23 protein-coding genes are annotated in these 26,660 nt (G+C 59.7%); 11 read left to right on the top strand and 12 right to left on the bottom strand.

Annotation, left to right across the window (positions count from 1 at the left end; all coding sequences use genetic code 11):
* Position 1: 1 nt before the first annotated feature.
* A complete protein-coding gene (locus PH562_RS27380; RefSeq protein ID WP_285176848.1) occupies positions 2 to 622 on the bottom strand; it encodes a class GN sortase in 621 nt (206 codons plus the stop codon).
* Positions 619 to 2,880, bottom strand: coding sequence for a marine proteobacterial sortase target protein (locus PH562_RS27375; RefSeq protein ID WP_285176846.1), 2,262 nt, complete (start codon positions 2,878 to 2,880; stop codon positions 619 to 621). Before PH562_RS27375 ends, PH562_RS27380 begins: the two co-directional genes overlap by 4 nt.
* Positions 2,881 to 3,050: 170 nt before the next feature.
* Between PH562_RS27375 and PH562_RS27370 the strand changes: the two genes are divergently transcribed.
* Complete coding sequence (locus PH562_RS27370; protein WP_285176845.1) at positions 3,051 to 3,812, top strand: helix-turn-helix domain-containing protein; 762 nt, start codon at positions 3,051 to 3,053, stop codon at positions 3,810 to 3,812.
* A gap of 110 nt (positions 3,813 to 3,922) precedes the next feature.
* On the opposite strand, the gene PH562_RS27365 is transcribed toward PH562_RS27370, so the two are convergent.
* Positions 3,923 to 4,672 carry a 2OG-Fe(II) oxygenase gene (locus PH562_RS27365; protein WP_285176843.1) on the bottom strand — a complete coding sequence of 250 codons (750 nt, stop codon included), beginning with the start codon at positions 4,670 to 4,672 and terminating at the stop codon, positions 3,923 to 3,925.
* 196 nt (positions 4,673 to 4,868) lie between these two features.
* Here PH562_RS27365 and PH562_RS27360 point away from each other — a divergent pair, with 196 nt between their 5' ends.
* Both PH562_RS27360 and PH562_RS27355 read left to right on the top strand, forming a co-directional pair.
* Positions 4,869 to 5,378 carry a cytochrome P460 family protein gene (locus PH562_RS27360; RefSeq protein ID WP_285176842.1) on the top strand — a complete coding sequence of 170 codons (510 nt, stop codon included), beginning with the start codon at positions 4,869 to 4,871 and terminating at the stop codon, positions 5,376 to 5,378.
* Positions 5,379 to 5,796: 418 nt separating this feature from the next.
* Positions 5,797 to 7,083, top strand: coding sequence for an epoxide hydrolase family protein (locus tag PH562_RS27355; protein WP_285176841.1), 1,287 nt, complete (start codon positions 5,797 to 5,799; stop codon positions 7,081 to 7,083).
* A gap of 156 nt (positions 7,084 to 7,239) precedes the next feature.
* Here the strand turns inward: PH562_RS27355 and PH562_RS27350 are convergent, their stop codons facing one another.
* Positions 7,240 to 8,391, bottom strand: coding sequence for an MFS transporter (locus tag PH562_RS27350; RefSeq protein ID WP_285176840.1), 1,152 nt, complete (start codon positions 8,389 to 8,391; stop codon positions 7,240 to 7,242).
* 293 nt (positions 8,392 to 8,684) lie between these two features.
* Between PH562_RS27350 and PH562_RS27345 the strand changes: the two genes are divergently transcribed.
* Positions 8,685 to 9,599, top strand: a complete 915-nt coding sequence (locus tag PH562_RS27345) for a hypothetical protein (RefSeq protein ID WP_285176839.1) — start codon at positions 8,685 to 8,687, stop codon at positions 9,597 to 9,599.
* Between the two features lie 115 nt (positions 9,600 to 9,714).
* Here PH562_RS27345 and PH562_RS27340 read toward each other — a convergent pair whose 3' ends face one another.
* Positions 9,715 to 10,926: an MFS transporter gene (locus PH562_RS27340; RefSeq protein WP_285176838.1), complete on the bottom strand. Its 1,212-nt coding sequence runs from the start codon at positions 10,924 to 10,926 to the stop codon at positions 9,715 to 9,717.
* An 11-nt stretch (positions 10,927 to 10,937) separates the two neighbouring features.
* On the bottom strand, positions 10,938 to 11,762 hold the full coding sequence (locus PH562_RS27335; protein ID WP_285176837.1) for an aldo/keto reductase: 825 nt from the start codon (positions 11,760 to 11,762) through the stop codon (positions 10,938 to 10,940).
* A 168-nt stretch (positions 11,763 to 11,930) separates the two neighbouring features.
* On the opposite strand from PH562_RS27335, the gene PH562_RS27330 reads away from it, so the two are divergent.
* Both PH562_RS27330 and PH562_RS27325 read left to right on the top strand, forming a co-directional pair.
* Complete coding sequence (locus PH562_RS27330; protein ID WP_285176836.1) at positions 11,931 to 12,839, top strand: LysR family transcriptional regulator; 909 nt, start codon at positions 11,931 to 11,933, stop codon at positions 12,837 to 12,839.
* Positions 12,840 to 12,931: 92 nt separating this feature from the next.
* A complete protein-coding gene (locus tag PH562_RS27325; protein WP_285176835.1) occupies positions 12,932 to 14,383 on the top strand; it encodes a GAD-like domain-containing protein in 1,452 nt (483 codons plus the stop codon).
* A 15-nt stretch (positions 14,384 to 14,398) separates the two neighbouring features.
* Here the strand turns inward: PH562_RS27325 and cueR are convergent, their stop codons facing one another.
* Positions 14,399 to 14,848 (bottom strand): Cu(I)-responsive transcriptional regulator, encoded by a 450-nt coding sequence (gene cueR / locus PH562_RS27320; protein WP_113232259.1) that lies wholly within the window; start codon positions 14,846 to 14,848, stop codon positions 14,399 to 14,401.
* 149 nt (positions 14,849 to 14,997) lie between these two features.
* On the opposite strand from cueR, the gene PH562_RS27315 reads away from it, so the two are divergent.
* The 3 genes from PH562_RS27315 to PH562_RS27305 all read left to right on the top strand — a co-directional run bounded on the left by PH562_RS27315 (position 14,998) and on the right by PH562_RS27305 (position 18,284).
* The gene (locus PH562_RS27315; protein ID WP_483315389.1) at positions 14,998 to 15,186 is read left to right on the top strand and encodes a heavy-metal-associated domain-containing protein; all 189 of its coding nucleotides are present in this window, start codon (positions 14,998 to 15,000) and stop codon (positions 15,184 to 15,186) included.
* The gene (locus PH562_RS27310; protein ID WP_285176834.1) at positions 15,173 to 16,645 is read left to right on the top strand and encodes a multicopper oxidase family protein; all 1,473 of its coding nucleotides are present in this window, start codon (positions 15,173 to 15,175) and stop codon (positions 16,643 to 16,645) included. Before PH562_RS27315 ends, PH562_RS27310 begins: the two co-directional genes overlap by 14 nt.
* Before the next feature lie 304 nt (positions 16,646 to 16,949).
* The gene (locus PH562_RS27305; protein WP_113232257.1) at positions 16,950 to 18,284 is read left to right on the top strand and encodes an acetyl-CoA hydrolase/transferase family protein; all 1,335 of its coding nucleotides are present in this window, start codon (positions 16,950 to 16,952) and stop codon (positions 18,282 to 18,284) included.
* 199 nt (positions 18,285 to 18,483) lie between these two features.
* Here the strand turns inward: PH562_RS27305 and PH562_RS27300 are convergent, their stop codons facing one another.
* The 4 genes from PH562_RS27300 to PH562_RS27285 form a co-directional block, all read right to left on the bottom strand.
* A complete protein-coding gene (locus tag PH562_RS27300) occupies positions 18,484 to 19,425 on the bottom strand; it encodes a porin (RefSeq protein ID WP_285176831.1) in 942 nt (313 codons plus the stop codon).
* A gap of 388 nt (positions 19,426 to 19,813) precedes the next feature.
* Complete coding sequence (locus tag PH562_RS27295) at positions 19,814 to 21,001, bottom strand: adenylate/guanylate cyclase domain-containing protein (protein WP_440479765.1); 1,188 nt, start codon at positions 20,999 to 21,001, stop codon at positions 19,814 to 19,816.
* 48 nt (positions 21,002 to 21,049) lie between these two features.
* Entirely contained in the window at positions 21,050 to 22,672 is a 1,623-nt protein-coding gene (locus PH562_RS27290) for an MDR family MFS transporter (protein ID WP_113232254.1), read from the bottom strand.
* A 77-nt stretch (positions 22,673 to 22,749) separates the two neighbouring features.
* A complete protein-coding gene (locus PH562_RS27285) occupies positions 22,750 to 23,976 on the bottom strand; it encodes an HlyD family secretion protein (protein ID WP_285176830.1) in 1,227 nt (408 codons plus the stop codon).
* Positions 23,977 to 24,112: 136 nt separating this feature from the next.
* On the opposite strand from PH562_RS27285, the gene PH562_RS27280 reads away from it, so the two are divergent.
* Both PH562_RS27280 and PH562_RS27275 read left to right on the top strand, forming a co-directional pair.
* Positions 24,113 to 25,015 (top strand): LysR family transcriptional regulator, encoded by a 903-nt coding sequence (locus PH562_RS27280; RefSeq protein WP_285176829.1) that lies wholly within the window; start codon positions 24,113 to 24,115, stop codon positions 25,013 to 25,015.
* Positions 25,016 to 25,134: 119 nt separating this feature from the next.
* A complete protein-coding gene (locus PH562_RS27275; RefSeq protein WP_285176828.1) occupies positions 25,135 to 25,566 on the top strand; it encodes a hypothetical protein in 432 nt (143 codons plus the stop codon).
* 59 nt (positions 25,567 to 25,625) lie between these two features.
* Here PH562_RS27275 and PH562_RS27270 read toward each other — a convergent pair whose 3' ends face one another.
* Positions 25,626 to 26,633 carry an ABC transporter permease gene (locus tag PH562_RS27270; protein WP_092716868.1) on the bottom strand — a complete coding sequence of 336 codons (1,008 nt, stop codon included), beginning with the start codon at positions 26,631 to 26,633 and terminating at the stop codon, positions 25,626 to 25,628.
* Between the last annotated feature and the right edge of the window lie 27 nt (positions 26,634 to 26,660).

Genomic DNA, 26,660 nt, shown 5'->3' with positions numbered 1-26,660 from the left:
ACTATTTCGCCGTCGTTCCTTCGAGATCGGCATAGACCAGATAGCGGAGCGGCCCCGAGGTCACGGCGTCGAAGGGAAAGCATGTCGCCAGCACGAGATGGATGCCGCGCGCATCGGGGTCGATTTCCGCTTCATCCCAGCGGGCAACGGCCATGTGGGTCACGCGGAAAGTGAAGGCCCTGCCATCGCGGCGTGTAATGCGGATGCGGTCGTTCTCCTTTATGTCTCTCAGGAAGGTAAAATGGGTATCGCGGTGTGCCGCATAGACCGCTGTACCCTCTTCGCCGGCCTGCGGCGTGTTGTCGAGATGGCCGGGGCCGAAGGCAAGCGCCTGACCGCTTGCACTCTTCAGAGCGATAGCTGAAACGCCAAGGCGCGGAACTTCGATACGTGCCACCGGCCATGTGTCGGCCCAGCTCCATGGCTTGACCGGTGCGCCTGATATTACACTCTCGGCAAAGGCGCGTTCCAGCAGGACTTGCGCCAAAGCCGCCTTGGCGTAGATCCATCCTCCCTGTGCGGCGAGGAAGAGACCGGCGGCGATGAAAATGCCGGCCGCAAAAGTCAGAAGGGAGCGCGCTGGCGCGCTCCCCATGGTATGGAGGCGAGTGGCGGCGATCATGCTCGGCTCCTTCGCGATGCGAAGGCCAGCAGCGAAGCCCCACACAGAAGAGTAAGCAATCCCTGGAGAATGAGAAGCATTCCGGGTGTTGCGGTCTGCGGCAGCGGAACGCTGGCCTGAGCCGGTGCGGAGATGGGTTCAAGCTCAGAATCGCCATCGGCACCCTGCAACTTATCAGCTGTCTGCTGATGTTTGCTGTCGGCTTTCGCATCCCGCGTTGCACCGATGCCGAGGAGCTTGTTGTAATCCCAGCCCGCGGGAAGCTGCAATGGAATGTCGGCCTGCGTTAGCGGCGCGTTTGTCGGTCGCAGGCGCTTGGTGTCGACTGCGACGAGACTTGTGAGGCGTGTGACCAGATGATGGTCGAGAGCCAATTGCAGGATGCGCTTGTCGGCATCGGCCTGCGAGATCTTGCCAAGCGTGAGATTGACCTCGGCATCCTCGATCTGGCGCCGTGCCCAGATCTTCGAGATACCCTTGGCATTGCTTGCCTGATCGAGCGGCAGGGAGATCGTCCACGGACGGTCACCGATCTTGCCGCTGACGGTCAGGGTTCCGGCTGCTTTTCCCATCCGGGCCGCCAGAACGAGCGGTTCGCCATGGTAGATGTCGGGCAGGAGGTTGGGTGACAGGCTGACATTCTTCTCCGAAAAGGCAGCGGCGAGATCGATGACGGCCGGGTTCTCCAGCTTGTCGAAGAGGGCGCGCATGCGCTCGTTCACCTCGGCGACCGAACCGATGTGGGTGAAGCTGCCACGGCCAAGTTCGGCGGCGCGGCTCATCAGGTACGTGTTCGGCGCCGAGCCGATGCCGACCATGAAGATGCGAGAGCGTCCACGCGACTTCGCGATCGCATCGAGAAGCTGCTGCTCGTTGCTGACTTCGCCGTCGGTCAGGAACACGACTTGGCGCAATCCGTTGGCCTGGTGGCTGTCGTCGAGTGCTGCTTGAAGCGGCGGCAGCATTTCCGTTCCGCCGGCAGCTTCCAGGCCCGTGACGAAGCGGCGGGCCGAGGCGGTATTTTCAGCCGTCGCCATGACCGAATCCGGGAAGAATTTGGTCATCGTGTTGTCGAAGCGGATGACGTTGAAGCGATCGTTCGGCTCGAGCCGGGACAGGGCATAATCGAGGCTCGCCCTTGCCTGCTCGATCGAGGTGCCGCCCATGGAGCCGGAATTGTCGATAACGAGGACCACTTCGCGACCCGCCTTCTGCGGCGTTGCCACCGCCGGCGGCATCACATAGGCAAGCATATAGTCATCCTTGCCGACATGCTCGCGGAAGAGACCGACGCTCGGCATGTTGCTTGCGACCGCGCTCCATTCGAGCACGAAGTCGCGATCGGCAGTCGCGTCGCCGTCGAGGGTGATCCGGCGCTCAGTGTCGCTGACTTTGTCGATCTTGACCGCGTGATAGAGGCTTTTTACGTCATCGAGAGGAAAGCCGGCGTTGAGATTGACCTTGAGAGTGACGGGGTTGGTGCGTCCGCCGCCAGAGGCCATCAGGGGCGCGGAGACAGGCTGTTCGCTGCCCTTGTTGCGCGATGGGCTCTGTTTGGACTGACCCCAGCCGGCTTTCAGATCGGCCTGCTGGGTGATGGGCGACGCGTCCTGCGGGCTGTAGCGCGGCGCGACGACCAGCGGCACCCGCAGGGAGAAGCGGCCGTCCGCCAGGCGGACCGACTGCTGATATTCGATCTGAACGACGATCTTTTCATGCGGGCCAATGTTTGCGACCGCATTGGTAAAGACATTCGGGCGCTGCTGTTCGACGAGGGACGCCTTTTTTCCTTCCCTGCGCGCTTTCTCGTAGATGGCGCGCGCGGCCTGCTTCTCCTTGATATCGGCGACAACGACCCGGTTGCCGACGATCATCTTCAGGGAATAGACGGCGCTGTCTTCCGGAAGAGGAAATACGTAGAGGGCTTCGACCCACTTGTCGGTCGTGTTCTCGAAGGCTTGCGTGAGGACTGCGCGTGCCGTCGGTCCATTGACGTCGAGATCGACATCGGTCGCAAGGCGGGGCGCCTCGATATATTTTCCGTCTTCCTTGGTCTGAAGAAGAAGGCTGCCGGTGCCCATTTCGTTCGGCGTGACGAAGGCTGTTGGTTGCGCGTGCGATTCCAGGGGATGCAGCAGTGCGAAAATGACGGCAAGCACCGGCAGCAGGATGGCATTGCTGAACCAGAGCAACAGGCCGAATCTGATGAGGAAATTTTGCCGCTTCTGGTAGCGCGAGACGTTTGGCGAGGCTGACATGACAGGCTCCTTATTCGCTGGTGGAATGACTGAAGCCATTGTGAACAAAGGCTATTTTCTCGCCAGCGTAAGCTTTGCCCTGTTTCGTCCGCATCTTGCCGCGAACGGTCTTGCCGGTTACGGCCATGTGTGGAATTGTGAAGAAAATTACGCAAACAGGAAACGAAGGAATGGTCCAGGGCGACCCCTATCTATCCGACAGCCAGAACAGCGCCGTGGCAGCGCGGGTTCGCGAAGAGATCGCCCGGCGGCGCATTTCCAGGCAGCGCCTGGCCAATGACGCGCGCATCAGCCTTTCGACCTTGGAGAAGGCTCTCTCGGGCCACCGGCCCTTCACTCTCGCGACCCTTATTCGCCTGGAGCAGGCGTTGGGCGTCGTCCTGCGGGAACCGAGCGGAACGCAAGCACCTGTCGTCAACGACAAGCCCGGCCATGCTCCTGAAGAACTCGGTGCCTATTCCCGCGCGTCGGTTTCCTGGCTGGAAGGTACCTACCTGACGCTTCGTCCGTCCTTCGGTGATGCGAAGGCGATTTTCGCCTATTGCACCGAGATCGCCTGGGATGGAGAACGGACCTGTCTGAGCTTCCGGGAACGCGAGCGCAGCGATGCCTCTTTTTCACAGCAGGGCTCGGTGTCGGTGCCGCACCTGTCGGGGCATATCTATCTGGTGACGAATTCCTCCGGGCAATATCGCATGGCGATATTGTCGAAGCCTAGTATCACCGGCGAAATGTTCGGTCTGCTGACGACATTGCGCGCGGGGCAGGGCTCACATCTCACACCCGTTTCGACGCCGCTCGCCCTCCTGCCTATGTCGGCTTTCGCGCAGCCGTCGCTGGGGCGTGTCCTGGCGGGCGACCAGAATCATGAGGCATACTCGGCCATCATGCACAGAATTACCGGAGAAAATTACGCCGGCTTCGTCGGATAGCGGCGCCCTTGGAGCAATTCCAGGAAAAGTGCGAAGCGGTTTTCCGTCCGGAATTGCGTAAAAACAAAGAGCTAGAGCGTTTTCGCGATTCGAAGAAAAGCCGAATTGCTCTAGCGGGCGTCGTGAAAGATGATGCCGGCGGTGTGGCGCATGCCTGAGCGGACCCGGCTTACCCCGTGCCTGAGGTTGACACGGTAGCTCCCTTTCGTTCCGCGCACGGGCCGATTATGGACCGCGAAGGCGACGGCATCGCCCTGTCGAAGCGGCACGACTTCCACACGGCTTTGCATGCGCGGCCGCTGCTCGGTCAGGACAAACTCGCCGCCGGTGAAATCCCGTCCCGGCTCGGAAAGCAGAATGGCCACCTGGATCGGAAACGCGAGCTCGCCGTAGAGGTCCTGATGCAGGCAATTGTAGTCTCCCGGCACATATTGCAGCAGCAGCGGCGTCGGGCGTCTTTGACCGAGCTCATGGCATTGCCTCAGGAAGGCTGCATGTTCATCGGGATAGCGTTCCTCGACGCCCATGCGTTCGTTCCACCGGTTTGCGATATCGGCGAGATGAGGATAAAGCGCGGTGCGCAATCCACCGAGAAGCCCCGGCAGCGGATAGTTGAAATAGCGGTATTCGCCTCTTCCGAAACCGTGGCGCGCCATGATGATGTGGCTACGGAAATGACGTTCCTCGGAGTAGAGCCCGGAGACCGCAGCGCATTCATCGGGTGCCAGAAGCTTCGGAAGGACGGCGCAGCCGAAGCCGTCAAGCTCTCTTGCCAGCGACGGCCAATCATAGGCGTCGATCCGAGCCTCTATAGAGTTTTCCGTGAAAGCCGGTGCGGAAGTGGAGATCGATGTGTTCATGTCGGGTCCTCGGAAGCCGTGATAAGCTGAAGCCTAGCGTCCGAACCGGAGCGGTAGCCACCCGATTTCCAATGAGCAGCTCACACGAATGGGTTTCCCTGGCTACATTGCGATACAATCGAGCCGTTTCCTGAAATTTAGCGGATACAATTCCCGGCGATCTTCTGCGGGATCATCCGTCAGGCAGGAGTCTAAAATGAAACTCGCATTCCTTGGCGCATTTGCCGTCTCAAGCCTTGCCGTCGGCATCGCCGCGTCTCAATCGGCAGGTTCCGCAACGCCGCCGGAAAATGCCTCGCCAATTTACGGCGTGACCATACCGGAAGGCTATCGGGACTGGAAATTCATTGCGCCGGCGCAGGAGGCTCCGCCGCTCGACGAGCTTCGCGCCGTGCTCGGCAACGATATCGCTGTCGACGCCTATAAGAAGGGCACCCTGCCTTTTCCCGACGGCTCGGTCCTCGTCAAACTGGCCTATAAGCGCAAGCAATCGACGGAGTTCGCGCCGGCAACCGTGTCGGGTGCGCCGACCACGGTGCAGGTCATGGTGAAGGATTCCAAGAAATATCCCGATAGTCACGGCTGGGGCTTCGGGCGGTTCGTCGATGGCAAGCCGGTCGATATTGCTCAACATGAAACCTGTCTCAGCTGCCATGTCGGCAACGTCAGGGATCACGACTACGTCTTTACGCGCTATGCGCCGTAAGGCGCTGCAACGCGATTAAGTGAAATTTGCCGGCCTTATCTCATCATATCGCGGCCGGCCGGCTATCCATGGTTTCTCCTCCCGCCAGGATAGCCGCCCCTATTTTACCCATAGACGAGCGCTGCTCGGAGCAGGTAGCCATCGGGCCGCAGGGCTTGGCAGCCCCGCATTGCCTCATCTCGCACCCCAAGATTCTCCAAAAATTCTTCTTCACTGGCTACTCGGCCAAGTTCCATATTTTTCGGGTGCATTTTGCCGCTGCCAAAGTCAAAGCGCGGAGTTCTATATTCTATTGTAGCCTCGGTCGATCCGGACACGGAAGGATACAATTTGGCTGGGTTGAGGACACAACCGGGATACACGCCGAAAGCAAAACTTCGCGGCATTCAACAAACCTCCCAAACATTTGGAGATTCTGATGTCGCCTTTATCCTTCTCAATGAACAGACGCGCCTTTGTGACTGCGGCCGCTGTCGCTGGAGCGGCCTCGCTCTTGAAGCCTGCCATGTCCTTTGCCGCATCGGACACCTTGCCCGACGGTGTGAAGCCGTTCAAGGTCCATATTCCCGACAGCGCGATTGCCGAGTTGAAGCACAGGCTTGCGACGGCACGCTGGCCGCTCAAGGAAAATGTCGCTGATGACTCCCAGGGCGTGCAACTCGAACGCCTGCGCGATCTCGTTGGATATTGGGCCGACGGCTATGATTGGCGAAAGGTAGAACAGAAGCTCAATTCTCTGCCGATGTTCATGACCGAAATCGATGGGCTGGATATTCACTTCATTCACGTGCGCTCCCCACACGAAAACGCAATGCCGCTGATCATGACCCATGGTTGGCCGGGCTCGATTCTGGAGATGCTCAAGGTCATCGATCCCTTGACGAATCCCACCGCTCATGGCGGCAAGGCCGAAGACGCCTTTCATCTCGTGGTGCCATCGATCCCCGGTTTCGGCTTCTCCGGCAAGCCGACGACGCAGGGCTGGGGTTCGGATCATATCGGTCGGGCATGGGGCACGCTGATGAATCGGCTCGGATATGAGAAGTTCGTCTCGCAAGGTGGTGATTGCGGCTCGGTCATCTCCGAGCGCATGGCGCATCAAAAGGTGCCGGGATTGCTGGGCATTCATCTCAACATGCCTGCGATCGTTCCAAAAGAAATCGTGCCGATTTTGGCTGCAGGTGCCCCGGCGCCCGCAGGTCTCACTGCGGACGAACGGGCTTGCTTCGACAAGCTCGCGATTTTCTACCGAGACAGCGCTGCCTACGCGCAAATGATGGTTACGCGTCCGCAGACGATCGGTTACTCGCTCGTCGATTCAGCGATCGGAATGGCCGCGTGGATGTACGACAAGTTTGCCGAGTGGACGTATAGCAACAAGCAGCCGGAAAAGGTTCTCACTCGGGACGAGATGTTGGATGACATTTCTCTCTATTGGTTCACGGAGACCGGTACCTCGGCAGCCCAGATCTATTGGGAAGACCACACCAACAATTTCAACGCTCTCGAAAGGATCCCTTCCGTGCCGGTCGCGGTTAGTGTCTTTCCGGGAGAAATCTATCAGGCACCCAAGTCGTGGACGGAGCGTGCCTTCGGCAATCTGATCTACTTCAACAAAACCGAGAACGGCGGGCATTTTGCGGCCTGGGAGCAGCCGGCGATTTTCACCAACGAAGTCAGGGCGGCATTCCGCTCGCTGCGTTAAGCGAGCCAAGGCTTCTGACTCGGTGAAAGCACTGCAGGCGAGCGATGCCCCACGCTCGACTGCGGAAGAGGGGGAAGCGTACAGCATTCCCCCTCACAACGAATAAGGGATCCCGGCGAATTTAATGCAGGAGACTTTTGCCGGATCGCAGAGTCCTTACGCGAAGGCGCTGCGACGGGCCGAAAGCGACCCGATGCCCATCACGGCGGCGAGGATGACCGGGATGCAGACAAGGTAGGCCGTGCGAATCCCCGCATGTTCGGCAACGAATCCCAGCAGCGGCGGAGCCAGGAAGAAGACGACGAAGGACATTTGTCCAAGTGCTGCAACATTGACATGGGCCGGACGGTCGGTGCGTTGGGCGGCCGCCGAAACCGCCAGCGGATAGACCGCGCTGCAGCCGGCGCCCATGAAGGCGAAGCCGAGTAGCGCCACATTGGGGTGCGGCGCCAGCCAGACGGCGCAGAGACCGGCAGCTGAAAGAAGCAGTAGGGAGAGTGCAACGGAGCGGGAGCCGAAGTGATCGACGAACCGGTCCGCAAACAATCTTGCCAGCGCCATGAAGAAGGTGAACAGCGTCAATCCGAGCCCGCCGACGAACGGTTCGACGTGAAAGACGTCGCGCATATAGATCGCCGACCAGTCGATGCCCGCGCCCTCGACCAGGAAGGCAGCAATGCCAATGATACAGAGAGGCAGCAGGCCGAGTGTCGGCAGCGCGACATGCCCGGCCTCCGGATGATCCTGTGCCGGGCGGGCGGGCGCATTGCGCATGCCGGCAATGACAAGCGAACCCACGATCAGCACGAAGGTAAATGTCAGGGCAAGGTGCAGCTGCATCGAAATGCCGGCCTGGCGGATGGCCGAAGAGGCGAGGGCGGTGACGAAAAAGCCGAGGCTCCAGAAACCATGGGCGCGGTTCATCACGCCCCGGCCAAGCTGCGCCTCGATGCGATCGATCTCGACGTTGAGATTGATTTCAAGCGCTCCGGCCAGCAGACCTTCACAAAGCAGGATGGCAAAGACAAGCGGAGCAACGCCCATCCAGGGCACGAGCGCCAGGGAGGCTGACGTTCCGAGCACGGTGATGAATGCCGTCTTGCGCGCGCCCAGACGTGCGACGATCGGGGAGGCGAAGGTGAGCGATATCAGCGCGCCGATAGCTGCGCCGATCAGTGTTAGACCGAGCTCCGATTTGTCGATCTGCAAGGCGTCCTGCAGATCGGGAAGGCGCGACAGCATTGCGCCCATCGATACCGCAAAGAGGAAGAAGCAGACATAAATTCGCTGCTGCGGTTCAAGACGCATTTTTATGCTCCGGAGAATCTGAACACAGATGAGATGGAGAGGGTCTATCCGAAAGCAACTAGTGCTGGCAATACGAGCCCATGTCAAATGATCAGACGGTTAGGGCCAAAAGCCGATTTTGTCAGCCTGGTCCCACGCCACCGGAAACAAAATCGACCGTCTGGACAAATAAGTTCGCCGACCTAACTCCCCCGGTTGGACACGCATAAATCGTATCGCCCGCTGCCTTTCAGCGGCATGGCAATTTGGGAATTTCATCCTTCGTCAACGGATCAGGAAACGGCAGATAAGATATGGGATTAGCACCGCTCACAAGGCCGACGGGCCAGACGCCGCAAACGGATTTGAACAGCTACAGGCTGATACCGCTCTCCAGCTGCCCCATCCTCGGGAGTAGTGCGGCATCGGGACTGCCGTCCGGCGTGCTTTTTTCCGGCCGGTCCTTCGAAGCGGTGAGCGACAACGCACTGTCCTGCTGCGGTCGCTATAATCTGAGGAACAGCCTGCATCAGGGCGTAGCCGCAATTGGCGATGACGGGCATCTGATCTTTGCCGTCAATAGCTGGGTGAGTGGCCAGCGCTGCACGGTCATGGGTGCCTTCGACCCGATGGGCAAGCCCGTTGCGCCGACCAAGCCTCAGCAGGATTTGCTTGGAAAATACTTCCAGTCGCCCGAGCGTCCGATCGTTCTCGATTCAAAGGCGAAGAGCGACATCGGCTTCAAGACGAATGGGCTCAATCCGAACGTCGGCGTCTATGTCGGCAACAAGACGATCATTTTCGACGTCAACGCACGGTCGTCCGATGGTAATATCGAAGGCAGCGCCACGATAACTACCGATTTCAACGGCAAGGTTCAGGATCAGCTCTATAAATTGTCGACCAAGGATAAAAATTCCTCGCTGAGCGGCAGCTATGAGCGCAAGGGCACCGAGACAACCGAAACCGGGGCGGCGTCATGGGAAAAATGGTCCTTGGCGGGCAAGCATTCCCGGGATGGTGCAAGCAGGAGCCGCGAGCTTGATCTTTCCTATCGCGCCACCGACAAAATAACGATCAAGGCGTCCTGGAGACCGGACGTGAAGCCGCCATCCACGCCTCCGCGCATAGCCGATTATTCAATCTTCTCGGCCACTAGCCCTAACCTCCCGCCGGCCCCGCCCAATTACAGCAACTATATGATCACGCTTGAAATCAAGCTGCCTTGAGCATGGTTTCAATTGGATCGAGCCGTCTGCGGCGATGGACGACGGTAGACGGCTCGATCTCTGTTGATAGGGCATCTGGAAACCCTGACGCCTTTAGGGGCCGCCGGCGGATTGATCAGGCACTGCAATTTGCCGGCAGCGACGATGATCTGCGCGTGCCGATCAACACCAGTACCAAGCCGGCGGCGGCGAGCAGCCCTCCGGCGATCGCAACCGCTGCATAGCCGAAGCCAAGGCTGATCACGGCGGCACCGGCTGCGGCACCCAAGGCATTGCCGAGGTTGAACGCCCCGACATTGATGGAGGAGGCAAGACCAGGCGCTTCGGCTGCCGCTTCCATGACGCGCATCTGTACCGGCGGAACGATCGCAAACGCTGCGCCGCCCCAGACGAGAAGACCGATGGCCGCCCCGATGTGGCTGGTCATTGCCAGCGGCAGCACGAACATGATCGCGGCAAGCAGGCCAAGGAAGATCTTGGTTGCGCCATCAAGCGACCAGTCGGCCAGACGGCCGCCCAGCCAGTTGCCGATTGTGAAGCCGACGCCGATCAACACCAGTCCCAACGTTACGAAGCTGTTGGAGGCGCCTGTCAGTTCGGTGAGCGCCGGAGCGACATAGGTATAGAGTGCAAACATCGCGCCTGCGCCCATGACGGTTGTTGCCATTGCGAGCAGTACCGTCGGATGGGTAAGCACGGCGAGTTCCCGCCTGACATCAGGCATTGCGCCGCGCTCGCCTTTCGGTAGGGCGAACCATAGCGCTGCAATGGCGGCAATACCGATCAGCGCCGTTCCTGCGAAAGCCATGCGCCAGCCGATCGCCTGACCAACCCAGGTGGCGGCCGGCACGCCGCCGATATTGGCGATCGTCAGCCCCATGAACATGGCGGCAACGGCGCTTGCCTGCTTTTCCTTCGGCACCACGCTTGCCGCCACGACGGCGCCCAGACCGAAGAAGGCGCCGTGGTTAAGGCTGGTAACGAGTCGGGCGAGCAGCAACGTGAAGTAGCCTGGGGCCATGGCCGACATGAGATTGCCGACGGTGAAGACGCTCATCAGCAGCATCAGCGCCGTGCGCTTGCCGAAGCGGCTGAAGGCGAGCGTCATGAAGGGCGCGCCGACCATGACGCCGATCGCATAAGCGCTAATCAGGAGGCCGGCGGTCGGGATCGAGACGTCGACCCCCTTGGCGATGACCGGGAGAAGTCCCATCGGCGAAAACTCGGTCGTGCCGATACCGAAGGCTCCGATCGCCAGGGCGAGAAGCGCCCACCGTGCGTGAGAAGATGTTTGGGCCTTTTCGGCCGTCGAGATCCTGGTGTCCATGTTGAAACTCCTTAGGTGTCCCATTCGGGCGCGAGGCCGGGCGGGCTGACGATCCGGCCATCCGGGCGAGCGAGAGTGGCGATGGCGGCCATATCCGCCTCGTCGAGATTGAAGTCGAAGATCGCGATGTTCTCCTTGACGCGCTCCGGATTGGCCGTCTTGGACAAAGCGATGTGGCCTTGCTGGATCAACCAGCGAAGACCGACCTGCGCGGCGCTCTTGCCGTATCTGGCGCCGATCCGCTGCAGCACCGAATCCTTCGGCACCGCACCGTCGGCCATGCCGTAATAGGCGGTGATTGCAACATCATTCGCTTTCGCCGCTGCGGTAAGGGCACGTTGGGGCAGATAGGGATGGATCTCGACCTGATTGGTCACGATCGGCGTGCTGGAAAGTCTGGCCGATTCCCGCATCTGCGCGATATTCTGGTTGCTGACGCCGACGAAGCGGGTCTTGCCGGCGGCCTTGACGGCATCCAGCATTTCGATTTGCTCCACGACCGGCACCTTATCGCCCGGCCAATGCAGCAAGAGAAGATCGACGCGGTCGGTCTTCAGCTTGTCGAGGCTTTCGTCGACCGAAGCTGCGAACTTCTCGTTGCTGTAATTGTCGACCCAAACCTTGGTGGTCAAGAACAGCTCGTCCCGTCGCGCGCCAGCCTTTTGCAAGGCCCTGCCGAGCGCTGCCTCGTTCTGATAGATCTGTGCGGTGTCGAAATGACGGAAGCCGGCTTCGAGTGCGGCGGGTATGACGCGTTCGACTTCCGCGTCCGACATGCGGAAGACGCCGAAGCCGAGCGCCGGAATCGCAGCGCCATGGGCAGTAGCGGTAAGCATCGAAAACTCCTTTTGAAAAATCTCGGCAGCTTTGGCCGCCTTGAATGGATCGAGCGCCGGATGTGGAGGCGCAATCTCTTCGGCCTATGAAATAGAGGGAGCATACGCACTTGATAATTGGGTGAGTTTTCACATTATTTGTGAAACTAAATCAAAAATTGGTGCTCCATGGACAATCGGGTTGGCGAGATGCAGGTATTTCTTCGCGTGGTGGAAGCAGGCAGCTTTTCCGAAGCAGCGCGCCTGCTGCGCATGACGCCCTCCACCGTCAGCAAGCTGATCTCACGCATCGAATCCCGGCTCGGCGTGCGGCTTGTCGAACGCTCGACACGACGGCTGTCGCTGACCCTGGAGGGCCGGATCTACTATGAGCGCAGCCAGGCCCTGCTGCATGATCTCGACGAGGTCGAACAGGAACTGGCACAGGGTGCGACGACGACAGGCGGCACGGTCCGAGTCAATATTTCCGTTGCCCTGGGCGTACTCGGCCTCGAACCTCTCTTGCCGGAATTTTGGCGGACCTATCCCAATGTCGTCGTCGATCTGTCGCTGTCCGATGAAATCGTCGATCTTTATCTCGACCGCACCGACGTTGCTTTTCGGGTTGGGGCTTTGCCGGCTTCAGGCATGATCGCACGCCGCATCGGCATCGCCCGCCGCAAGATCGTCGCCGCGCCCAGCTATCTCGATCGCCATGGAATACCGCTGAGTGTTGATGACCTCTCCCGGCACAATTGCCTGGGATTCAATTTCCGCCGTCTTGCACCGGTCTGGCCGGTGAGGGAGAGCGGCCGCATCGTCGATCGCGCCATGACGAGTTCGCTGCTTGCCAATAATGGCGAAACCGTGCGGCGCATGGCGCTGGCAGGTGTGGGGCTTGCGCGTATGGGTGATTATCACGTCCGTGCCGACCTTGCAGCGGGTCGTCTCATCGAGGTGCTTGCCGATGTCGTCGAGCCGGATGAGGAGCAGATTCATGCGGTTTTTCTCGGCGGCGCGCGCATGCCACAGCGCGTGCGCGTGTTCCTCGATTTTGTCGTGCCGCGCCTCAGGCAATTTCTGGATGGCGAAGCCTGAGCCGATTGCCTCGATCAGGTGGGGAATAGGGAAATTGCGGGGCTGGACGATCAGTATCTTGTCCGATGGACGCTGCCGTCCATATACAACTTATGTTTGATCGCCTCGTTCTTCCGTTTCGCCGCCTTGCTCTTCACCGCTTCATCGCAGAGCATACGCCATCGCGGCAGGTTTCCCGAGCTGACAGCGAGCTCGTCGCCGCCTATGAAGGCATTCTTCCCGCCAGCCTTCTCGAATTGTGGCGTCGCAAGGGGCTTGGGTTCTATGGCGAAATGCAACTGGCCCTGATCGACCCGCGACCATGGCAGGCCGTGCTTAACCGATGGATCATTTCGCCGCCGGATGACGTGCGGCGCATCCCGATTGCACTGACGTCATTCGGCGTCCTTCTCTATTACCGCAAGTTGACGGCAACCGACGAGGATGTCGTCTTCATCGATCCCGTATCGAAAAGGACGAGCGACCTGGCTTGGAGCCTTGATGCATTCTTCAATCGCTTCCTTTGCGACAGGCAGTCGCTTGAATCCCTCATTTCGCCGGCATTAGTGCGGTCGGCGCGTGAGGAATGCGGAGCACTCTCGTCGGGCGAGGTCTACGAGATCGACCAGATGCTGTTTTCGATGCAAATGCTGCGGATCGCGAAGGTCGATGCCTTCGAGATGCATCGGCGTCTTCGCGACGCTGTCGATCCGCCCAGGCCGACGACCGAGAAGCCAACGACGGTAGCCGACGCCTTGCCCGTCGAATATCGCCCCGGCTTCGAGGATGTTGCAAACGGCCAGGGTCTGACCGGCCTGTACTTGTCTTCCTATATCGACTGGCATAGGCTCCTGGCGCTTCGGGCCGATGGTCGTTACAACCTGTTGTTCTGGCGTATCCATCATCGGACTTTGGAACGCGTCGAAGTGCGTTTCTACAGCGGGGCTTATGAAACCTCCCGCAACGCTCAAGGCGATGAGATCGTTGAGCTCGATATCCGCTTGCGCACCGATTCCCTCGGCGGCGACGACAATGACGACCGTCTCGTGGTGATGCATTCGGGCGGAACCGGCTTCCTCCTGCGTGTGCACGATCTGGACGATATCGCAACGGCGATCGGCGGCTGGGACGAAATGGGGCGCAGCGAATACTATTTCCGCCGGGTCACGCTGGATGAGGCTTTCGACGAAGAGCCGAGCGACGGTCGTGCGGCACCGCCCTTTGCCGATCTTCCGCATGCCCTGCAGGCCCTCGTGCATGTCGAGCCGCTTCGCACCACGATTACGCATGTGGCGGACCCCAACCTTGACGAAGAGGACGACGGCGAAGGCACGGTCATGTGCACGCTCGATCTTGGCGAGGACGACGGACTGCGGTTCAACATGCCACTCTACTCGCCCCCCGACACCGGCCGCCATCTCAAGGGCTGGATCTGGGAAATGGCCCCTCATGCCTGCAAGGTCGGCGTCCAATATCGGCGCGGCGAAGACGGCACGATTGAACATGGCCCGGCGATCGGCGATATATTGACGACCCGCGCACCAGACAAGTCGCTGAGCGGATGAACCGGTGAGCGGAGATCACAGCAAGGGCCGCGATATCGCGCCGGGTCGAGGCTGGATCGGCAGATTTTCGTCTTCCTGATCGGTCTCGAGCCGCTGCAGGATCGGGCAATGCGGACGATGGTCGCCCTGACAGGAATTAACGAGCATGCTTAGCGTGTGCTCCATGTCCTGCAGGTCGGCGATCTTTTTCTTCAGTGCCGCGATGTGACCCTGAGCGAGGCGCTTGACCTCGGCGCTCTGGCGGCTTTCGTCGCGCCAGAGTTCCAAAAGCTCGCTGATTTCCGCAACGGCAAAGCCGAGATCGCGCGCTCGGCGGATGAAGCGCAGCATGTGCACGTCGGTATCCGAATAGTCGCGATAACCCGATGCCGTTCTGCCGGCTGCCGGAATGAGGCCGGTCTCTTCGTAATAGCGGATCATCTTGGCCGAAACGCCCGATGCCTTTGCTGCCTGTCCGATATTCATGAATGTTCTCCTGACAGGCACCGCCTGATGTTGCCGATGGAAGATGGGCCTTCCAACCATGGGAAGGTCAATAGCATATTTTTGGCTGTAGGACACTTGACCTTACCATGGTTGGAACCTCCACCTTAAGCATCATGAGATCAAAACAGATGAGAGTTCTCCTGGAGCTGAGACTTGAAAACATGACCTGCGGCTGCTGCTTGAGATCCGTCACCAAAGCAATCCAATCCGTCGATCCAGACGCCGGGATCGAGACCAGTCCGGATGCGCGCACGGTGGTGAGCGGCCTTAATGAGGATATCGCTCAGCAAGAGGAAGCAATCGATGTACAGACGTAATTTTCTTGCGGGGCTGGCGGGCCTTGCGATTTCCGGGCCTGCCTCGGCCCAGATGATGCACGATATGGGCAGCATGAATGGCGCTCACAATATGATGCCCGTGGCAGGCAACAAGCCCGTCCTGCCGGAAGGGCAGCCTCTGCGCGAGTTGCCGCGCTTGATGAACGAGGCCGGCGAAGCCGGTTTGTTCAAGGCAAGACTTACCGCAGAGCAGGGGCTAGCTCGCTTCGCCGAAGGGCTCGATACGCCCGTGCTCCTCTATAACAGCGGAAATCCCGTGATCGAGGCGCATGAGGGTGACAGGATCGAGATCAGCTTCAGGAACGGCATTCCCGGCGAACCGACGACGGTCCATTGGCATGGGATGCCGGTGCCGGCCGATCAGGATGGCAGCCCCATGGAACCCGTCGCTTCGGGCAGCGAGCGCCTCTATGCTTTCGATCTGCCGCAAGGCAGCGCCGCATCCTATTGGTTCCATCCCCATCCGCATGGTCTCACCGCCGCACAGGTTTATCGCGGGCTCGCAGGCATCTTTCTCGTGAAACCCAAGGATGATCCGATCCCTGCCGAATATGGCGATACGGTCCTGATGTTCACCGATCTTCGGATCGCCGAAGATGGAAGCATGCCGGCGAGCAACATGATCGATCTGATGAACGGGCGTGTCGGCGATCATATTCTGGTCAATGGTCAGAAGAATCCGGTCCTGGCCGTCGCGAAAGGGGAAAAGCGTCGTGTGCGCCTCTTCAATGCGACCAATGCGCGATTCCTGCGGTTGACGTTCGAGAATGCCGCCATGGTGCTCGTCGGAACGGATGGCGGCCTTATCGAGGCTCCCGTCGGCATCGACGAGTTGCTGCTTGCACCTGCCGAGCGCGTCGAACTCATCATCTCCTTCGACAGGCCGGGAGCGGCAAAGCTCGTCACACTCGCTTATGAGCGCGGATGGATGGGGCCGGGCAAGCCCGATGAAGCCGGCATGACCTTGCTGACGGCAAGTATTTCAGAGGAAGCTGCACCTATTGCGCCTCCGCTTCCCGCGAAGCTGCGCACCATTGACAGCCTCGGAGAGCCGTCAGTCACGCGTCGCTTTGTCCTGACCGAATCCATGGACGGCATGGAGATGAAGTTCCTCATCAACGGCGCGAGTTTCGATATGAAACGCATTGACGAGATCTCGAAGGTCGGGCAGGTCGAGTTATGGGAGATCGTCAATCAGGCGGATATGGACCATCCGTTTCACGTGCATGGGACGCAGTTCCAGCTTGTCGAACGGGAAAAGGATGGCGCGGTCACCAAGCCATCCTACCGGGCCTGGAAAGACACTGTGAACGTTGCCGCCGGCGAGACGGTACGCATCCTGCTGCGGCAGGATTTACCGGGGCGGCGCATGTATCACTGCCACATCCTCGAGCATGAAGATCTCGGCATGATGGGCACGGTCGACGTCAAGGCCTGACGAGCTCCATCATCAATCGCAGCCGTGGAAGGAGAATTGATAGTGTCCTTCCCTTTATCCTCGAGTCTCGAAGCTTGTGCTCTATGAGTTGCGGCGTCGATGCCGATTCGAGGGTTGAGGCCGATTTCGCTTTTGCCGGTGTGAGCATGATGTTCGGGTCTTGCGCAAACAGCAGGTTAGGCGCTTTTATGTAAGTGCGTCCTACTGCAGCGAAGGCGTTCGCAGCAGCCTCGGAGGAGGGCTGTATGCGATCACGCAGTGGATGCCAAATTGTGCTGACGGTGGCATTCAAGGGGAGGACTCGATGGCCGCTAATCATCAGACGCAATACCGCGAACGCGTGCGCTCTGCCCATGAGGCCGTTGCCTTGATACCATCCGGCGCGAAGATCGCCATGCCGATCGCTGCAGGCCAGCCGCCTGCAATCCTTGCGGCATTGGCCGAACGCGCGCGGGCCGGGGCGGTGGACAACGTTCGGCTTTATTACCTGCTCTGCACGGGTGTCGCCGGCTCCAGCGTGCTCGACTTCGATCTGCGCGACCGTATCGTTCCCATGAGCTATTTTCATGGAGCGGTGGATCGTGCCTTGGATAAACGGCGAATGGCGGAGATGCTGCCCGCCGCCGAGATCGTGCCGTGCCATTTCAGTCAGGTGCCGCGCTCGCTGGTGGAGCATGTCGGCGTCGATACATTGATCGCTACCGTCTCGCCCATGGATGCGGACGGGAATTTCAGCCTTGGCGCCAGTACCGATTATGCCCTGGCGGTTGCCCGCAAGCCCGGCGCTCGCCTCATCCTCGAAGTCAATCCCAGCATGCCCTATGTGCGGGGCAATTGCATGATCCCGGTCTCGAGCGTTACGGCTGTTGTCGAGAATGACGCAAGCCTACCGGCGCTCGCGGCGGCGCCTCGCTCAGAAGTCGATGATGTGATCGGCGCCATCGTCGCGGGGCTTGTGGATGATGGCGATTGCCTGCAGATGGGCATCGGTGCGCTGCCTGACGCTGTTTGCGCCGGTCTCTCACAGCACCGCCACCTGGGCATTCATACAGAAATGATGACATCGGGACTTGCCGCTCTGGTCAGGGCTGGCGTGGTCGACAATAGCCGCAAACAGATACATCTCGGGCGCACCATCTTCACCTTTGCGCTGGGAGACAAGCCGCTTTACGACTTCCTGAACGATAATCCCGATGTCGAAGCGCATCCCGTTGACTATGTGAACAATCCGTTCGTTATCGCGCAGAATGACCGGATGGTGTCGGTCAATGCGACGCTGCAGATCGATCTCAATGGCGCGTGCAATTCCGAATTCGTCAATGGACGGCAGTTCAGCGGCTCGGGCGGGCAGGTGGATTTCGTCCGTGGCGCCTATGGCTCACGCGGCGGCCGCTCGATCATCGCCTGTCATGCGACGGCGGCCAAAGGAACGCTTTCGCGTATCGTTCCGACGCTGACAGGTCCAGTAACGACGTCGCGTAACGATATCCATATCGTTGTTACGGAATATGGCTGGGTGAACCTCAAGGGCAAATCGGTGGCGGAGCGGGCAAAGGCGATGATTGCGCTTGCCCATCCCGATTTCCGGGAGGAGCTGGATCGGGCTGCCCACCAGGCGGGATTCTACGCGCCGGATTGACGTAATCATCGTTGATCTTGCAGGGGGATAAGAAGGACCCGGAGGGAAATCGGATCCTTCCGGTTTCGATCGGAGGTCAACCGATCGCTTTGAGAAGCCTGATGGATCGATACATCAGGCTTCCCGTACCTGGCCCCAGGAGACCAGGTAAGCACTATCAGAAGCTACGCTGGAAGCGCAGGATACCAGCCCACTGATCCTAGGCGAGCTGGAGGTTCCACTTCAGCTTTTCGTTGATCGGAACGCCAACGCCGCCCCAGACAGCCCAGTCACCCCAGCCGCACTTCGATGCATCGTTAGCCGGGCAAGAAGAACGAGCCAGGTTGGTGCCGGCATACTTGTTCAGGTTATCGCCATCGGTGTTCCAGCCGCCCATCAAGAAAGCCGAGAAGACGCCGAAGTCGGCATCGACACGAGCCTTGATGGCGCCTTCCGACTTGATGGAGTCGTAACCGCCGACGACCTTGAAGCCCCATGCGCCAGACTTGAAGCCAGCACCGGCAACGACGTCAGGAGCGTAGTGGTTCGCCTTGTCGTCGCTTGCCCAGCTCGCGCCATAACCAGCGCCCGAGCCGCTGGAGTTGCTGTCTTCGAGCGAGACGACAGCCGTGAAGCCGTTGCCGGCATCGTAGCTGTAGGTCAACTGGTTGAGTTCATACGGGCCGTCATAGATCACGTCGTCGTTGATGACGTCGCCGGCATAACCGATGTAGTAGTTATACTGCGAGTCAGCCTTACCGACGAGGAAGCCGCCGAGGCTGATGTTGGCGAACAGCAGCTTGGAGGAAGTGGAGTTGCCTTCCTGCCAATCCCAACGGATGACCGTGTTGGTCTTCAGCGGGCCGTATTCGGTGTCGGTCGCGGTGTCGAGGCTCAGCTGAGCGCGGGTGTGCCAGAGCGTGCCGTTGTGGCTGTTGGCATTGTACGCATCGTACCACTTGCCTTCGGTACGGACCATGCCGCCGACTTTAAGGCAGGTTTCGGTACCGGGAATGAAGAAGTAGCCTGCACCATATGCGTCGCAGATGCGAACGTATTCCAGCGGCTCCGGCTCAGCAGCGACGATCGCGTCTGCTGCATGAGCACCGGATACTGCTGCCAGCGCAGCAGCGGAGCCGAGAAGAAGGCTCTTGATGTTCATTGTAAACTCCTTGTCGTAATTATTCTACGTAATCCAAGGAGCGAGCATAATAGGCTATCCTGGAAGGGCTCCCTTGCAAAAGGAAGCTAAACCAGACACTGCATCTGCAATAGACTGCCGGTACTATCCCCACCCCGATGGAGCCTCGTTAGCTGGCGACTGAAACAACACCCCACCAGATCGCAAGCTAATTAGGTCCTGACGACAGGGCTATATACATTCAGATTGTTTGTAAATCCGAACCGGAACCATTCGGAAACGGAAAAACTGGTTGTTGATTTAATGCAACACATGCTTGGCGGGAAATCCGGACAGGAAAGCCCATCCGCGCAATCGACGGATCGACCGAATGCATGGATGGCCCACCTCTCTTGTTTCATCGGCAGCGTCAGCATGCGATCGCAAAAAGCTCCATCGCATTGGCGAAGCCCTTCAGCGGCTGCCGCCCGATCGAGATGGCATCGGTGATATCAGCCTTTTGCTGGAAGGGGCTTGATATCAGGAGCGCTTCGCCGCTCTCGCTGCAGACGCTCTGGATACGGCTGACGATATTGACGTCAGGGCCAATCAAGGTGAAGTCCAGGCGGTTGCCGGAGCCGACATTGCCGTAGCTCACCTCGCCATAGTGCAGCGCGATACCGACCTTGACGCGGATGCCTTCATATTCGAAGCTGCTTATTTCATCGAGGATTGTCTTTGCCGCGGTCAGCGCGGCATCGCAGGCTCCGGTCGCATCGGCGCCCGGAAAGAATGCCAGAACCGCATCGCCCATGAATTTCAGCACTTCTCCGCCTTCGTGGGTGATCGCCGGTATCACCTTGTCAAAATAAGCGTTCAAGAGCCCGAGCACCGTGCCGCCAGGCAGCCGATTGGAAAGCTCGGTGAAACCGCGCAGGTCGCACAGCAGAAGTGCAGCCTCCATCGATTCGATTTCCCCGCGGCGGATGTGTCCGGCAAGGATGCGGCTCGCCGTCATCGGGCCGATATAGGTGTCGAGAAGGCTAAGTTCGCATTGTCTGAGGACGCGAAGTTCACACGTGTTGCGCAATGCTGGCAGAATGCGTTCGATCAGGTCATGCTCGCCGGGTGTGAAGCCGCCTGGCCGCCGCGTGGCGAAGACGGCGCAGCTGATCGGTCCGTCGGCGTTGCAAAGCGGCGCCACGATCAGTTGCACCAGCCCCCGGCCGGAAAATATGTCGATATGTTGCCAGCGCCCGTGCGGACTCTCGCCTGGACCGACGACGAGCGGTTCGCGCATCTCCTGTGCCTTCATGAGCGGCGTATTGGCAAGCGCGAGACGCGAACCATGTTCGCGATCATGGATCTCGACCGGCTCGCCGGGCGCCCAGGCGAAGGTGCGGCCGATGAATTCGGGATGCAGGGTCGTCAGGTGCAGCGTCAATCGATCGATGGGAAGGTCGAGGGCCCGCAGGCGGCGGCCGAGCCCGGCGACGAGGCCGGCCTCGTCGAGAGCGTGGCATTCATCGCCCGTCAGCCATTCGATCAGGCTGAGGGTAGCCGCGGTGTTGACGCCACTATTGCCCGCTCTGGAATTGATGACCGCGGTCTTGGGCATGTCGTGCAGCAGGGTCATGGCTATCTCCTCCTCTTTGAGATGCGGCCCTCAGTGTGCCGCACCGCCGGAAAGGTGGCCGGGTTTCTTCAGAAGCAGGCTCGCGACGAGGGCGATGACCAGCGCGACGCCCAGCAGGAAGAAAGTGTCGCTGAAAGCCATGATGTTGGCCTGCTTGCGAAGGCTGGCGGCGATGGCGACGATCGCCTTGTGCGTGGCAAGCGCCTGGTCGCTGACACCATGGTTCATGAAGTAATTCGTCAGATTGGCAACGCGGGCACGGGTCGCCTCTTCGAATACGGAGACCGAATTCGTGAGGATGTTGGAATGGAACTGCTCGCGCTTGGTGAGAAAGGTCTGCAGCGCAGCAATGCCGACCGCGCCACCGAGATTGCGCATCATGTTGAAGAGCGCCGAAGCGGAGCCGGCATTTTCCTGCTCGATGCCGGCGGTCGCAATTGCGGTCAGCGGCGTGAAGGCGAGTGCCTGGCCGACGGCACGCACGATATTCGGCCAGAAGAGCTGGTCGCTGGCATAGTTGCTCGTCATGTAGATATTCATGAAGTTCGAAGCGGCAAAGAGCGCGAAGCCGACAATGATCAGCAGCCGGGCGTCGACACGCTTCATCAGCCGCGGCACCAGCGGGATCAGGATGAGCTGCGGAATGCCGGTCCAGGCAAGCACCATGCCGATCTGCTCGGAATTATAGCCCTGGATGCGCGTCAGATAGATCGGCAGGATGAAGACCGAACCATAGAGGGCGACGCCCATCAGGAAATTGGCGACGATGCCGAAGCCGAAATTGCGGCGTGCCAGCAGACGCAGATTGAGGAGCGGATGAGCGGCGCGGAGTTCGATAACGAGAAAGAGCGTCAAAGAGACCGCGGCGATGACGGAGAGGCGGACGATGAACGGCGAGCCGAACCAGTCGTCCTTATTGCCTTCTTCAAGCACGGTCTGCAATGCCGCAAGGCCAACCGCCATGGTGATGATGCCGGGCCAGTCGCCCTTGGCGAGCAGCGAAAGGTTCATCGGTGCCCGGTCAAGCGAGGCCCAGAGCATGCCGACCATCAGTATGCCGGGTACGAGATTGACATAGAATATGTATTCCCAGCCCCAGTTTTCCGTGAGGTAGCCGCCGATGGTCGGGCCGATCGCCGGCGCGAAGGTGGCGGAAAGAGCAAAGAGGGCAAGACCCATTGGCTGCTTGGGCTTCGGCAGTAGCGTGATGATGATCGTGAAGGCCATGGGGATCAGCACGCCGCCGGAAAAGCCCTGTATGGCGCGCAGAATGATCATCTGCTGCAGATTGGCAGCAAAGGCGCAGGCGACCGAGAAAAGGAGGAAAAGGATCGCGTTGGTCAGCAGATAGATGCGCACCGAAAAGACGCGGGCAAGCCAGGCGCTAAGGGGAATGACGACAATCTCGGCGATCAGGTAGGAGGTCGAGATCCAGCCGCCATCGTCCGTTCCCGCGCCGATTGCGCCCTGGATGTCGGCAAGCGAGGCATTGACGATCTGGATGTTGAGAACGGCCATGAAGGCGCCAAGTGTCGAACCAACCACGGCGGTCCACATGCGCAGCGGGCTCATGGCCGGCCGGGCAACCGGAGCGGTGGGAGTGCCCTGGGATAAGGCTGAATTGTTGTTTGCGGCGATCTGAAGAGTGGCCACGACGCGTCTCCTTCCGGCTCATGCCGGAATAATCTCATCACGATGCTGAGGTGATAATCGATGAAGATCGGGAAGGATCATCCAGCGTGGCTGGATAATCCCTGTGTGTCGGCTGTCGATGTCTGAGCCGCCTTGGTGTCGATTTCCGGCTCCACCGACATGCCGGAGCGTAGCAGCCCGGCCAGATTATCGTCATCGATGACGATCTTCACCGGTATGCGCTGGACGATCTTGGTGAAATTGCCTGTCGCATTGTCCGGCGGCAGCAGCGAGAATTCGAGCCCGCTTGCCGGCGAGAGGCTGTCGACATGGCCCTTGATGGTGACGTCCGGGAAGCTGTCGACCTTGATTTCGACCGACTGTCCGGGACGTACATAGGTGAGCTGCGTCTCCTTGAAGTTCGCGACGACATAGACCGAGTGCAGCGGCACCACCGCCATCAGCTGCGTGCCCGATGTCACATACTGCCCGACGCGAATCGAGCGGGCGCCGACCGTGCCGTCGACGGCGGCGACAATGTTGGTATAGGAAAGATTGAGCTCGGCCTGCTGAACGGCCGCGGCGGCCCGATCGCGCTGGGCGGCTGCCTGGTCTCGCTGGGTCTGCAGCACCGGCACCTTGTTCTGAGCGGCGACGAGCGCGGCTTGGTCGCGCTCGACGGCGGCGGCGGCCTGCTTTCTGGCCGATTCCGTCTCTTCGGCGCGCGACTGTGTGCCGACGCCGTTGGTGATCAGACGGGCCGAACGCGCAGCATCCGATATCGCATAATCCAGAGAGGCTTGCGTTGCGTCGACCGTTGCCTTGGCCTGCCCGATCAGCGATTGCTGCAGCTGGATCTGCGCATCGATGTTGGAAATTGCCGCGTCAGCGGCCTTGAGGTCCGCCTTCGCCTGGGAAAGTGCGGCTTGGAAATCACGGTCGTCTATGCGGGCGAGCACCTGGCCGGCCTTGACCTTGTCATTGTCGTTGACAAGCACATCCTTGATGTAGCCGGCGACCTTTGGGGCAATCGTGGTGTAATCGGCCTTTACATAGGCATCGTCGGTGGATTCGATGAAGCGGCCTACCGTCCAGTAGCGGTAACCGAAATCCGCCGCGATCGCGACGCCAGCCAGCAGCGCGGCGATCAGCACGCCGCGCTTGATGAGCTTTCTGCCAGCCTTGGGCGTGGCCGAAGCGACAGGCGCTTCGACGGTCACGCTCTGCGGGGCTTCGGTTGCCGGAGACCTGGCGACCTCGTTCGCCGGAGCAGCATCGGCTTGGCTCGCGTTCTTGAACGCTTCGTTGCGGGGGAGTTCCACCATTGTCCGTTTCCTTCAATGCGCCACCCCTTTGCCCGGGGCCATTTTGATGCGATGAAGATGCGTCCGAACCGTCCTTCTGATAATCTCCTCAAATCGGGAAGGATCATCAAGTCACAGTGGATAATCCGAGGACAATATGGATCGGTTGACCAGCCTCACAGTCTTTGGCCGGGTGGTGGAATGTGGCGGCTTTTCCGCCGCCGCCCGCCGCCTCAACATGTCCGTCACCATGGTGGGCAATCACGTACAATCGTTGGAAGACCGCCTCGGCGCGCGGCTCCTGAACCGGACGACGCGCCGGATCAGTTTGACGGAAACCGGCAAATATTATTATGAGCGTTCCTTGCAGATCCTGGCCGATCTCGAAGAGGCCGATCGGGCCGCCGGCGCGCTTAGCACCACGCCGCGAGGCACGCTGAAGCTCTATACCAGCGGCGCCATCGTCCGTTTCCTGCTCCCGGTCGTCAACGAATTCATGACGCAATATCCTGCGATCTCGCTCGATTTCAACGTCGGAGAACGGTCGATCGACATGGTCGAGGAGGGTTACGATCTGATGATACGAACCCTACCCGCGTCCGATTCGACGCTCGTCGCGCGCAAGCTCGCGCCCTGGCGGCACATGCTTGTCTGCTCGCCCGAATATCGTGACACACATCCGATGCCGAGGGTTCCGGCCGATCTCGCGGAGCATAATTGCCTGCAATATACCTATTACCCCTATGGCGACGAATGGCGTTTCGAGGATGCCGATGGCAAGCAGGTGGGGGTCAAGATTTCCGGCAATGTCGTCTCCAACAGCGCGGAGACGCTGCGCTTTCTCCTGGCAAGCGGGCAAGGCATCTTTCTCGCGCCGAGTTTCATCGTCTTCGAAGAGGTCGCCGCCGGCCGTCTCGTGCGTGTCATGCCCGACTATCGGGCCGTGGAATTCACGATCAGCGCGATCTATCCGAACCGTAGCCATCTGCCGACGAAAGTGCGATTGTTCATCGACCTTTTGGCGGAGCGTTTCATAGAGCACCGCAAGTGGATGACCTGAGCAGATAAGGCCTATTCCGCCGGTGACGCAGCAGTGAATGGAGCCATCTCAAAGCCATGGCGAACCGAATAACATGCGAGGCTCATCCGGAGCTGCCCGCGATTCAAATGCAGAACGGATTGACCGACGTCTTCATGGAAGTTCTCGCCATTGCTGCGTCGGCGTTGGCGCAAACGAGGTCAGAGCAAGCGTTTGCATCATGGATCGCATCGCGAGATCAGGCGGTCTTGGGACTTGGAGCGGTGGGCTTCGACATCGCCGAAATGCCCTGGCATGTTGCAACATTTGCCGAGGATCGGAATTTTCTAATTCGGTCGATTACCGCCGCAGAATCGAAAATCGGTTGGGAGAAGCTGGGCTATGAGCCGAAAGAAGACTGGCTTATGCCGTGCCTGATGCGTTTGCGAATGCTCGTGTCGGTATTTGGATCACACGATATCAGGGCAATCCATTCGACCTTTTCCGAGAGCGCCCTCAGCCGCTGCGAAACGCATGGGATCATCATGCATGCTGACGGATGCCCCGTCTGCAACAGGTCGATGCCCTCCTGAAATCCATGGGCATGGCATCGTGTTACCGATCGTACATGACACCTCTCGGGTCGATCCCGTCATGACTGCGGTTGTTCGGCGGGCTGGCGGGTCTCCGCCTGGCGTGCGGCAGAAACGAGGCGCCGTTGCGCCCGGATAGCGCTCCATTGCTGGTCGATCAAGACGCCTATCAGGATGACGCCGCCCATGACGGCGAAGTTGAGCGAGGAAGGGATACCCAAAAGGTTGACGAGGTTCTGCAATTCCTGCAGCAGGATCGTGCCCAGCACCACGCCGATCAGCGATCCTTCACCACCGCGCAGCGAAAAGCCGCCAAGAACCGCCGCCGCGATCGCGTAGAGCTCATAGAACTGCCCGTGGCTCGCCGGCGAGATGGAGCGGGTGTACATGGCAAAATAGATCGCCGAAAGCGCCGTCAGCACGCCGCAGATGATGTAGGCGACCGTTACCATCTTCGTGGTGCGGATGCCGGAATATTTTGCCGCCTCCTCATTCTTGCCGATGGCGTAGAGATAGCGGCCATAGACGGAGCGATGCAGAACGATCCACATGACGGCGGCAATGATCACGAGCGCGATGAAGGTATTCGGCACCCCATAGAAGCGGCCGGCAGTCAGGAATTCGAGGGTCGGAAAGTTCTGGCCGAAGGCGAAGCCGGCCGTCCCGTCTGCCGTGTAGAAGCGCGCAGCACCACGATAGATCAGGAGGCCGCAGAGTGTCACGACGAAGGGCTGGAGGTTGAGCCGAGTAATCAGCCAGCCATGGATCGCGCCCAAGACGCCGCCAAGGATCAGGATCAAGGGCAGGGCAATCGCCCAGGGCATGTTCTGGACGGCGATAAAATCGATGAACAGGACGCCGAGCAGGGCAACCAGCGAGCCTACCGACAGTTCGATGCCGCCGGTGATAATGACGAAAGCCTGGCCGATCGACAATATCCCGAAAAGGCCGATGAGGTTCGACGTATTGGCGAGGTTGATCGGCAGAAGGAAGCGCGGATTGATGATCGTCACGACAATGCCGACGACGATGATCAATAGAAGCAGGCCCAGATCTTTCTTACTCATCGATATCAATTCCCAGTGACCGCAGCC

Origin of the sequence: Rhizobium centroccidentale (assembly GCF_030182565.1) — a bacterium.
Classification (GTDB): domain Bacteria; phylum Pseudomonadota; class Alphaproteobacteria; order Rhizobiales; family Rhizobiaceae; genus Rhizobium.
The sequence above is the reverse complement of the archived record's forward strand: the minus strand, read 5'-3'. Positions and strand labels throughout refer to the sequence as shown.